Origin of the sequence: Candidatus Frankia alpina (assembly GCF_902806485.1) — a bacterium.
GTDB classification, from domain to species: Bacteria; Actinomycetota; Actinomycetes; order Frankiales; family Frankiaceae; genus Frankia; species Frankia alpina.
Window position 1 is genome coordinate 1 of record NZ_CADCWT010000170.1, and the last position, 10,815, is coordinate 10,815.

Annotated in this window: 9 protein-coding genes; 5 read left to right on the plus strand and 4 right to left on the minus strand. The window is 73.0% G+C overall.

What is annotated here, in order from left to right; translation table 11 throughout:
* Nucleotides 1-125: 125 nt before the first annotated feature.
* Complete coding sequence (locus G6R25_RS16855) at nucleotides 126-788, minus strand: O-methyltransferase (RefSeq protein WP_136448387.1); 663 nt, start codon at nucleotides 786-788, stop codon at nucleotides 126-128.
* Between the two features lie 165 nt (nucleotides 789-953).
* On the opposite strand from G6R25_RS16855, the gene sigE reads away from it, so the two are divergent.
* From sigE to tatB, 4 genes are all read left to right on the plus strand, one after another.
* A complete protein-coding gene (gene sigE, locus G6R25_RS16860) occupies nucleotides 954-1,766 on the plus strand; it encodes an RNA polymerase sigma factor SigE (protein ID WP_235948769.1) in 813 nt (270 codons plus the stop codon).
* Nucleotides 1,763-2,500 carry an anti-sigma factor family protein gene (locus G6R25_RS16865; RefSeq protein WP_163553758.1) on the plus strand — a complete coding sequence of 246 codons (738 nt, stop codon included), beginning with the start codon at nucleotides 1,763-1,765 and terminating at the stop codon, nucleotides 2,498-2,500. The genes sigE and G6R25_RS16865 overlap by 4 nt, the downstream gene beginning before the upstream one ends.
* A 1,240-nt stretch (nucleotides 2,501-3,740) precedes the next feature.
* The gene (locus G6R25_RS16870; RefSeq protein WP_235948772.1) at nucleotides 3,741-5,606 is read left to right on the plus strand and encodes a trypsin-like peptidase domain-containing protein; all 1,866 of its coding nucleotides are present in this window, start codon (nucleotides 3,741-3,743) and stop codon (nucleotides 5,604-5,606) included.
* A 66-nt stretch (nucleotides 5,607-5,672) separates the two neighbouring features.
* Entirely contained in the window at nucleotides 5,673-6,188 is a 516-nt protein-coding gene (gene tatB / locus G6R25_RS16875; protein ID WP_163553759.1) for a Sec-independent protein translocase protein TatB, read from the plus strand.
* A gap of 183 nt (nucleotides 6,189-6,371) precedes the next feature.
* Here the strand turns inward: tatB and G6R25_RS16880 are convergent, their stop codons facing one another.
* A complete protein-coding gene (locus G6R25_RS16880; protein ID WP_163553760.1) occupies nucleotides 6,372-7,514 on the minus strand; it encodes an Mrp/NBP35 family ATP-binding protein in 1,143 nt (380 codons plus the stop codon).
* A 326-nt stretch (nucleotides 7,515-7,840) separates the two neighbouring features.
* Here G6R25_RS16880 and G6R25_RS16885 point away from each other — a divergent pair, with 326 nt between their 5' ends.
* The gene (locus tag G6R25_RS16885) at nucleotides 7,841-8,362 is read left to right on the plus strand and encodes a MarR family winged helix-turn-helix transcriptional regulator (protein ID WP_163553761.1); all 522 of its coding nucleotides are present in this window, start codon (nucleotides 7,841-7,843) and stop codon (nucleotides 8,360-8,362) included.
* A gap of 54 nt (nucleotides 8,363-8,416) precedes the next feature.
* Here G6R25_RS16885 and G6R25_RS16890 read toward each other — a convergent pair whose 3' ends face one another.
* Both G6R25_RS16890 and G6R25_RS16895 read right to left on the minus strand, forming a co-directional pair.
* Nucleotides 8,417-9,283 (minus strand): PHP domain-containing protein, encoded by an 867-nt coding sequence (locus G6R25_RS16890; protein ID WP_163553762.1) that lies wholly within the window; start codon nucleotides 9,281-9,283, stop codon nucleotides 8,417-8,419.
* A 54-nt stretch (nucleotides 9,284-9,337) separates the two neighbouring features.
* Nucleotides 9,338-10,780, minus strand: a complete 1,443-nt coding sequence (locus G6R25_RS16895) for an aldehyde dehydrogenase family protein (RefSeq protein ID WP_163553763.1) — start codon at nucleotides 10,778-10,780, stop codon at nucleotides 9,338-9,340.
* Nucleotides 10,781-10,815: the final 35 nt, after the last annotated feature.

A 10,815-nucleotide genomic window follows, 5' to 3' on the forward strand; every position in this document is an offset into this window, starting at 1 on the left:
TCCCCGGCCTTCAGGCCGGGGAGGACGTCAATCTACGACCCTGGCCGCCGCGTCGGGCGAGTGGCTGGCGGGCCATCGGCCGGCCGACTGGCCCGCGTGGGCACACCCGCGCCACCCCCGCGGGGCTATCCGACCGGTGAGGACTTGGCGACCACCGCGATCAGCAGGCCGCCGCCGGTGGTGAGAAGCATCTGGGTGAGCCGCACGTCGTCGCGCACGGCGGTGGCGAGCTCGCGGACGGCAACCGCATCCGGACCGCGGGCACCGGGGTCGACGGCTTGGCCCTCGGCCAGCACGCCCGCGAACACGACCACTCCACCCGGGCGGAGCAGCCGTAGCGCCTGGGTGAGGTACTCGGTGCCCTCACGCCGGTCGGCGTCGCAGAACACCAGGTCGTAGGCGCCGTCGGTGAGGCGGGGGAGGACGTCGAGCGCGCGGCCCGTGATGAGCCGGCTGCGGCCCGGCGCCATTCCGGCGTCGGCGTAGGTGCGGCGCGCCAGTCGAAGGTGCTCGGCCTCGACGTCGATGGTGGTTAGGGTTCCGTCGGGCCGCATCCCGCGCAGCAGCCAGGTACCGGAGACTCCGGTACCTGTACCGATCTCGACGACCGCGCGGGCACTCACTGCGGCGGCGAGGAAGCGCAGGACCGCACCGGCACCGGGGCTGACCGGGACGATCCCGACCTCCTCGGCGCGGGCGCGGGCAGCACGAAGGATCGGGTCTTCCAACAGGAAGCCCTCGGCGTAGGCGGCGGCGGAGTCGAGCTCGCCGATTTCGGTGTCCGGCATGACATCCGCAGCCTACGGGAACGGGAGAGCATAGAGGCGCGTTCATCTGGTCAACGCGCATCGTGTCGAGGAACGAGGGGAGAAACATCGGTGTCCGCAGCGGGATTCGCCGCTCCCTGGCCGGCTCGTCGGGTACGTTCGACGCGAACCGACCGAGAGGCGGCCGTGGCTGCACAGGACTCCGGGGCGGGTTCCGCCGCCGGCGCCGCCGCCACCACCACAGATGCTTCCGGTTGGGTGCCTCCGTCTTGGGAGGACGTGGTCCGTGAGCACGGCAACCGGGTCTATCGGCTCGCCTACCGTCTCACCGGCAACGCCCACGACGCCGAGGACCTCACGCAGGACGTCTTCGTGCGCGTGTTCCGGTCCCTGGCGGACTACACGCCCGGCACCTTCGAGGGCTGGCTGCACCGGATCACGACCAATCTCTTCCTCGATCGCATGCGGCGGCAGCAGAAGATTCGCTTCGACGCGCTGCCCGAGGACACCGAGCGCCTGGCCGGGCGTGAGGCGAGCCCCGAGGCGGTTTACGCCGAGGCCCATCTCGATGCCGATGTTGAGGCGGCGCTCGCGGCGCTGCCACCCGACTTTCGGGCCGCCGTGGTGTTGTGCGATATCGAACAGCTCTCCTACGAGGAGATCGCCCAGACCCTTGGCGTGAAGCTCGGCACGGTCCGCAGCCGTATCTCGCGCGGACGGGCGATGCTGCGGGCCGCGCTGGCGGACCGCGCGCCCCGCACCGCCGACGGCGCCGTGCTGATCGCCGCCGCCGAGGACCCAGACGACATGTATGCCAGTCCCGCGGCCCCGGCCGGCAGGGTCGATGCGCCCGGTGCCGCCGGTGCCGAATCTGGTCAGTCGGCCGCCCCGCCCGGCTCACGGCGAAACCGTGACGATGGCCGTGCCAGGGGCGGGCGGCGGCGTGGAGGCGTGCCCGCCGGAAGCAAGGGTGGTGCTCCCGCGGAGCGGCCCGCGTGACCGAGCATCTCGGCGACCGGATCTCGCCCCTCATCGATCACCAGCTTGATCACAGCGCGCGGGATCGTGCGCTCGCGCATCTCGCCGGCTGCGGGGACTGCCAGCGTGAGGTGGCGGCGCTTCGCCAGGTAAAGGCCAGGTTGGTCGCGCTCGGCGATCCGGCGCTGCCCGAGAACGTCGCCGACCGACTGCTGCGCATCGGCGCCGGGATGGCAGGCCCGGCCCACCCCGAGCCGGAGCGTCGCCGCTCCCCGCCGGGTTTCGGTGGCGTGGCTGCAGGCGCAGGCGCGCGGCCCGCGGGTGCCGTTCCGCCCGCCCGTGCGGCTTCGACGGCCGCCGGCCGGGTGGCCTCCCGGGGCGGAACGCGCCGCAGAGCCCCCGAATCGCCCGGCGGGACTGGGCACGGCGCCAGGGTCGCGCCGCGTCGGGGCGCCGCTCGCCGGCCGGGAGCCGGGCCAGGCCGAACGGGTGATCGGCTTCGCTGGCCGCCGCCGCCACCCCCGCGGCCCGTCCAAAAGCGTTCGAGTATGCGCCGCACGCTGCTCGGCTCCGCCGCGCTGCTGATGCTCGCCGTCACCGGGGCTGCCGTCGCGGACGGCCGGGGCAGTGCGCGTCCGAACGGTCCCATCGCGGTGCCAACCGTTTCCTCCGTGGTCGCTCCGGGCTCTTCAACCGGTGGTTTCCTGCGACTGATCCCCATGTTCGCGCCGATGAAGGTGTCGTTGCACCGTTGACGTCGCGCTCCCGTGTACCTGCCGGTGACGCGTACTGAACGCCGCCGAAACATTTGCTCCCCCGCCAAGCATGCGCCGGCCGCATCCGTACTGCCCCGAGTTCCCTTCCGGGGGTGCCCGCACGTGGAGGTCGACGTGCGGAGCAGCAGGGACCGTCCGCGCTTTCACCCCCGTCCGGGCGACGGGCGGATGCTACTAACCGATACCTAAAAAGCTTTTTTCGGCTGTTCAGCGGTAGAGGTCTCCTCTGCTCTGATCTGAGGCTTTACCGTGTAACCCGCTCGGGGTCGTTGCGCGGGGCCTCCCAGGATGGAACCGGTTGCCGGTGTTCCGCCGTGTCGCGCGACGAGCGAGTCGGGAGGTCGTGGTGGACGGCAGCGACAACAAGGCGGCGATTGTCAGCATGGATCCGGTCGACACGCCGAGCAGGCCGCGGCGCCTCGAACGATCACCCCTGGTCATCGACCCGTCCGCCCTGTCCGGGTGCGGTGAGACCGACCCTGTCGAGGATCATGAGGCCGCCGGGCGACGCTCCGGCGCTGACGAGCCGTCCGGCCGTTCGAACCACGCCGATCACGTGCCCACCGAGCCGGCAGCTCCGGCAGCTCCGGCAGCTCCGGCAGCTCCGGCAGGTCGGGTAGCTCCGGCAGGTCGGACAGGTCCGGTAGGTCGGGTGGGTCCGGCAGGTCGGGCCGCTGGGCGACCCGCCGCCGGTCATGCCGAGGTCGGCAGCCCTGCGGATCCTGCCGCTCCCGCCCGTCCCGTCGTCTCGGCTGCTGCTGACAGTGCCGTCGTCTCGCCGGCTGCTGCCGCTCCTGCCGCTCCGACCGTTCGCGCCGACGGAGCCGGGCCCTCGGTGGTTCCGGGCGAGCGGGACCCCGACCGGCGGCCCTTCGAACACGACGCCCGCGACGAGACGACGATCCCGTCGACCTCGGCCGCGATGCCGACCAGCCCGCCGCCTCGCAGTTTCAAGGCAGCGGTCCCGCCCGGCCGGCCACCCTCCGCCGAGCCGTCCGCGGGCATCGTCCCGAAGCCGTCCGTGCGCGGCCCGGCGCCGGGCGCTCGGTCCGCACCGTCCGCGGGGGCAGTACCGGTGCAGGCGGCCCTGCCGACCACGGGGACTGCGTCGACCACGGGGACTGCGTCGACCACAGGGACTGCGCCGGCGCAGGGGACCGGGTCGACGCAGGGGACCGCGCCGGCGAGTCGAGTTGGGCCGGCGGCCCGAGGCGGCCCGGTGCGCAATGTTGAGCGCACACGTGTGGCCGGGACGTCCAACGGCGTCACGTCGACCGACGGCGACGCGCTGCCGCTGACCGGCGGCGCGCTGCCCGCCAGGGGCGGCGCCGGGGCGCGAGCGAGCGCCTCCGACGCACCGGACGGACTCGAGGTGTTCGACGAGATGCCCGCCGACGGCGCCGCGGGTCCGCCTCCGGATGCCGTGGGGCCGGATACGGCCGGGTCGCAGCAGGCAGCGCCGACTCCCGTGGCGCGCCCGTCGGCCCGCCGGCCGCCGGTGCCCCCGCCGAGTGAGGGCGGGCGGCATTCCGGCCGTGGCGCTGGTGGCGCTGGTAGTACCGATGCCACGGCGGCTGAGACCAGGGTGGAACGGCCTTCGATGTCGACCTCGGATGCCTCGGGAAGCCGGGCGCTCACCGCGCAGGCAGCAGGGAACGTCACCGTGGCCGCCGAATCCAGGTCGGCTCCGAGCGGACGTACCGGGTCGGGGGCGACCGTCGCGCCGGCTCGGGAGTCCGCCCGGGGTATCGGATCGGTGACGGCCCTGCGGCCTGCTCGGCCCGCTCGGCCTGCTCGGCGCGTCGGCATCGCCGGTCCCGGCGGGGACGCGAAGCCGGACCCGTGGGCTGGCGGTGCCGGCGGTGCTGGCTATCACGACGAGGACGACAAGGACGGCGGCGCCGCGGCGCCCGCATTCTCGGCGCGGCGGTCAGCGTCGGGTGGCGGCGCGAGGCTGGGGGGGCGCCCGGTCGTCCTCGGCTGGCGGGTGCTGCTCGTGTGCATGCTCGTCGCGGGGCTGGCGGGCGGTGTGATCAGCGGCCTGGCCGTCGCCATCACCACAGGTGACACCAGCGTCGAGCCGGTGAAGACGCTTGGTGTCGGCAGCCCGGCTCCCGTCACGGACCGCCGCACGGTCGCCGCGGTCGCCGCGGCCGCGTTGCCCACGGTGGTCACGGTCGACGTCGGTGGGGCCGGCGACGACGGCAGCGGCGGCACCGGCTCCGGAGTGATCATCAGCTCGGATGGCTACATCCTCACGAACAACCATGTCATCGCGTCCGCCGTCGCCAACGGCAGTCCGATCTCGGTGCGCCGCTACCAGGAGTTCGGTCAGATCCAGGCCCAAGTCGTCGGGCGGGACCCGCAGACCGACCTCGCCGTGCTGCGCATTCCGGCGCCGACGCCACTGCCCGCCGCGACGCTGGGCCAGTCCGGCTCGCTCGTGGTCGGGGCGCCGATCGTCGCCATCGGCGCGCCGCTGGGCCTGTCCGGGACGGTGACGACAGGTGTCGTCAGCGCCCTGGACCGCAATCCGACGGTGCCGGCCGAGAACGGCACCGCCACCACGGTCCTCATCGGCGCAATCCAGATCGACGCGGCGATCAACCCGGGGAACTCCGGTGGCCCGCTGCTCGATGCGCTCGGGCAGGTCGTGGGGATCAACGCGGCGATCGCCGCGGTGCCCGGCCACGAGGAGCAGGCCCAGAGCGGCAGCATCGGCGTGGGCTTCGCCATCCCGGTGGACTTCGCGCGGTCCGTCGTCCAGGAGCTCATCGCGACCGGTCGGGCCACCCATCCCTACGTCGGCGCCTCGGCCGCCACCGTCACTGCGGGCGAGGCGACGGCGACCGGTGGGGTTCCCGGTGCCCGGCTGGTGAGCCTCGTTCCCGACGGCGCGGTGGCTCGTGCCGGACTGCGGGCCGGCGACGTCATCACCCGGATCGACGCGAACACGATCCGCGGGACGAATGATCTGCTCGTGGCGGCTCGGCTGCACCGGGTAGGCGACAAGGTCACCGTCACCTATGTGCGCGGCGGTGTCACCGCAACCGCCCAAATGACGCTCCAGGAACAACGGAACTGAGCATTGGACATCTTCTCGTTGCCCAGGAGTTCCGCACGGCAACAACGGGAGAGGTACGCTCGGCCGATGTTCAACGGTGTCGGGTGGGGTGAAGTCGCAGTTCTGCTGCTGATCGGCCTGTTCGTCTTCGGTCCGGACAGGCTGCCCAAGGCGGCTCGGGACGCGGGGCGCATGCTGCGCCAACTCCGGCAGATGGCCAACGGCATGCGCAATGATCTCCGGTCCGAGCTCGGTCCAGAATTCGCCGATCTCGACATCCGGGATCTGCATCCCAAGACCTTTGTCCGCAAGCACCTGTTCGAGGACGAGCCCCCGCTGCCGTCGTATCTGACGAAGCGGACCGCGCTGGACGCGCTGCTCCTCGGCGACGACGCGCCCGAGACCCCGTCGCTGACGAAGTCCGCCCTGCCGAAGGATGCCGCCCGCGAGGCCGGCCGCCACGACACCCCCGCGCCGTCGGCCCCGTCGACGCCCGCGCTGCTGTCGAAGTCGTCGCCCCCCAAGACGACCGCCTCCCGCGCCGTCCCGCCTCAGCCCACCGCCCAGCCGGACGTCGCCCCCTTCGACCCCGACGCCACCTGAGCCAAAGGGCCCTGCGGCCGCAGTTGCGTCACCGCGTTTCGACCGCCGTGGGTGGGCGCTTTTCACGCGCATCCGACGCCGATGCACGAGCCGACGCCGATGCACGAGCCGACGGGCGGCCCCACTCCACCCGGTAGGGGAGCGGGGCCGCCCGTCGGCGCAGGCGGTGCTTTGCTGGGCGCCTCAGCGACCGGCGGGGGTCAGGTTGAGGCTGCGGCCGGCGAGACCGCGGGAACGGTAGGTGAGACGGTTGGCCACGGCGCGCAGGGCCTTGCTGGCCTCGCTGTCCGGCTCGGCGACGACGAGGGGGACGCCGTTGTCGCCGCCCTCGCGCAGGCGGACGTCCACCGGGATCTGCGCGAGCAGGGGGACGTCGTGGCCGAGGACTCTGGTCAGCCGCTCGGCCACGGCGGCGCCGCCACCGGAGCCGAAGACATCGACGCGCTCCCCGCAGTGCGGGCAGGGCAGCCAGGCCATGTTCTCGACGACGCCGACGACGTTCTGCCGGGTCTGCACCGCGATGGTGCCGGCGCGCTCGGCGACTTCGGTCGCGGCGAGCTGGGGGGTGGTGACCACCAGCAGCTCGGAGGAGGGCACGAGCTGGGCCAGGGAGATGGCGATGTCGCCGGTGCCGGGCGGCAGGTCGAGCAGGAGGACGTCGAGGTCGCCCCAGAAGACGTCGGACAGGAACTGCTCGAGCGCACGGTGCAGCATCGGTCCGCGCCAGGTCACCGGCTCGTTCCCACGGGTGAACATGCCGGTGGAGATGACCCGCACGCCGTGCGCCTGGGGTGGCATGATCATCTTCTCGACCTGTGTGGGCGGGCGTTCGATGCCCAGCATCCGCGGCACGGAGTGGCCGTAGATGTCGGCGTCGAGCACACCGACGGACAGGCCCGAACGGGCCATCGCCGCCGCCAGGTTCACGGTGATCGAGGACTTGCCGACGCCGCCCTTGCCGCTGGCGACGCCGTACACCCTGGTCATGGAGCCCGGTTGGGCGAACGGGATCATCTTGGGGGCGACGCCGCCGCGCAGCTTCGTGTGCAGGGCGGTGCGTTGCTCGTCCGTCATGACCTGCAGGTCGACACGGACCTCGCGCACCCTCTCCACCGCGCTGACGGCGCGGCTGACGCGGTTGATGATCTCATCTCGCATCGGGCAGCCGGACACGGTGAGCAGCACCGTGATGTCAACCGAGCCGTCGTCGAGCACGTGGACCGACGAGACCATGTCCAGCTCCGTGATGGGGCGGCCGATCTCGGGATCGTGCACCGTCGCCAGAGCCGACTGGATCGCGTCGGAGGAAGGCCGGGATGGAGACAAGGGAAACCTCAGTCACTGATTGGCATCAGATGCGGCCCTCGAAGCCGCCGTTGACTCCACGATAGCCCGCGGAAAGCTCGTCAGCGTTGGCTCGCCGGCCAGCTGTGAGCCACGGGTGCCAGGATCCGGATGAATCCGTCGGTACCGGTGGTTGCCGACCAGTGTGGCCCGTGAGTTCGGCGGACCTGTCGGGCATCCGACTCGGAAATCGACCCGTCGCGGTGACCAGGATTTCCCGGAGGCGCGGCGTCCGCCGGTGCCGGGCGGAGCAGCCGGCGGGGGCACGTCACGGCATAGGCTGATCGAGGCGGCAGCGGGAGGACGCGATGGCAGTCGAAGAGGTGATCGGCGCCAGCTCCGAGACCGACGCGGACTGGGTCGACGAGCGCGGCATGCGAGCCTGGCGGGGGCTGCTGCAGGCGCACGCGTACGTTACCCGGGTGCTCGAGGCCGAGTTGGAAGCGGCCCACCATCTGCCATTGGCCTCCTATGACGTGCTCGTCCAGTTGTCCGAGGCACCGGGCCACGAGCTGCGGATGAGCGAGCTGGCGCAGGCGGTGCTGCTCTCCCGCAGCGGGCTGACCCGGCTGGTCGACCGGATGGAACGCGAGGGGTTGGTCGCCCGCCGGACCTGTCTGTCCGACGCCCGCGGCACGCTCGCCATCCTGACACCGCACGGCCTCGACCAGCTGCGGGCCGCCTCCGGGACCCATCTGAAGGGGGTCAGCCGGCACGTGCTGTTCCACTTCAGCCGGGCGGAGCAGGACCAGCTCGCCGAGTTGCTCGGGCGGCTCGGCCCACCGTGCGCCGATCACGACGGCGCCCGGCGGCACGCCACAGGTGGGTGAGCGCGGGCGGGTGAGCGCGGCCTGATGTCGGCGGCGGGTGCGCCGCCGGGTGGGTCAGGCCGGGGGCGGCGCGGTGACAGGTGCCGCTCCGGTGGCGGCCTCGACGAGTTCCTCGTATGCCTCACGGCTGGTCGTTTCGGCGGCGAGACCCTGCGGCTTGCTGCTGCCGTGGAAGTCGCTCGAGCCCGTCAGGATTAGGCCGAGTTCGGCGGCGAGTCCGCGCAGCCGGCGCCGTTCGCCGGCGTCATGGTCGGGATGGTCGACCTCGACCCCGCCGAGCCCCGCCCGGGCCATCTGCTCGATCACGTCGGGGCCGACCGTCGCCCCGCGCCGGCTGGCGAACGGGTGCGCGAACACGCTGACCCCGCCGGCGTCGTGGATCAGCCGCAGGGTCTGCCAGACGTCGGGCTGTTCCTTGCCGACCCAGTATGGCCCGCCGGTGCCGATCCAGTCGCGGGTGAACGCCGCCGCCACCGTCGGCACCAGCCCGGCCTCGACCATCGCCGCGGCGATGTGCGGGCGGCCCACCGTCCCGGCGGCGAGCTTCGCCACCCGTTCCCACCGCACCGGATGCCCGTCGGCGGCCAGCAGGTCGGCCATCCTGCGGGCGCGGACGGCCCGATGCTCGCGGACCCGCGCCCGAACCGCGGCGAAGGCGGGTTCGGCCGGGTCGAACAGGTAGGCCAGCATGTGCAGGGAGATCGACCCGCCGGGCACGTCGACGGAACAGGAGATCTCCGCGCCCGGCACCAGGGTGAGACCGGCGGGCAGCGCCGCGGCGGCGCGCCCGATGCCCGCGGTGGTGTCGTGGTCGGTCAGCGCGATGACCGTCAGCCCCGTCTCGGCGGCGAGCCGGACGAGATCCTCCGGTGAGACCAGGCCGTCCGACGCGGTGGAGTGGGTGTGCAGGTCGATGGTCATCTGTCAGCTAACCGTTGCCGGCCGTACCCTGTCGACGGCCGGCGGTTCGGGTGGTCAGAGGTCGAGGCCGGTGAGGACCAGGACTCGTTCCTCGGTGAGGTCGGTCATGGCTGCCCGGACGCCTTCGCGGCCGATGCCGGAGCCCTTCGTGCCGCCGTAGGGCATCTGATCGGCCCGGTAGGAGGGGACGTCGCCGATGACGACCCCGCCGACGGCGAGGTCGCGGTGGGCGCGGAACGCGGTGGCCAGGTCGTGGGTGAACACGCCGGTCTGCAGGCCGAACTCGCTGTCGTTGACCCGGGCGAGGCCCTCGGCCAACCCGTCCACCGCGGACACGACGAGGACCGGCCCGAAGACCTCCTCGCGCACGACCCGGGCGTCGGCGGGGACGTCGGTGAGCACGGTCGGGGCGATGCTCGCGCCGGTGCGCGTGCCGCCGCAGACGAGGGTGCCGCCGGCGGCGACGGCCTCGGTGATCCACTCCTCGACGCGGCGAGCCGCGGCGATGTCGATGAGCGGTCCGACGTCGGTGGCCGGGTCGGCCGGGTCGCCGCTGCGCAGCGCCCGCACCGCGGTGACGATCTCGCCGAGCAGCTCGTCGTGGACGGACCGGTCGGCGTAGACGCGCTGCACGGCGATGCAGGACTGGCCGGCCTGGTAGTTGGCGAACAGGGCGATGCGCCCGGCCGCCCGCGCGAGGTCGCCCGGCGCCGCGTAGTCGGCCGCGACCAGCACGGCGCCGTTTCCGCCCAGCTCGAGCACGACGTGCTTGCGGGGCACGGCGTCGCGGATCGACCAGCCGACCGGGCCGGAGCCGGTGAACGACACCACCGGCAGGCGCGGGTCTGTGACGAGGCCGGTGACCTCACTGTTCGGGACCGGCAGGACCGACCAGGACCCCTCGGGCAGGTCGGTCTCGGCGAGCAGGTCACCGAGGAACAGCGCGGACAGCGGCGTGCGGGGGGCGGGCTTGACGATGATCGGGGCGCCGACCGCCAGCGCCGGCGCGACCTTGTGCGCCACCAGGTTCAGCGGGAAGTTGAAGGGGGTGATCCCGAGCACGGGCCCGCGCGGGAAGCGCCGGCTCAACGCCAGGCGCCCCTCCCCGGTCGGGTCCGTGTCGAGGCGGGTCAGCTCGCCGGTGAAGCGGCGGGCCTCCTCCGCGCCCCAGCGAAACGTCGAGCTTGCCCGGGCCACCTCGGCCCGAGCCCAGGTGAGCGGCTTGCCGCTCTCGGCTGTGATGAGCCGGGCGAGCTCGTCGCCGCGCTGCGCTATCTGCTTGGACACGTGCGCCAACGCCGAGGCCCGCACGTGCGCGGGCAGCGCCGACAACCGCGGGGCCACCTCGACGGCGGCCGCGACGGCGCGGGCGACCTGCTCGGCGTCGGGCTGCGCCACGGTGGCCACGAGGCTGTCGTCGAAGGGGTGGTGGACATCGATCGTCGAGGCACCCTCGGCTCGGTTGCCCGCCAACCAGAACGAGGTGACGTCAGCCATCGAGATCCGTCCCTGTCGTCGCCATCGCCCGTCAT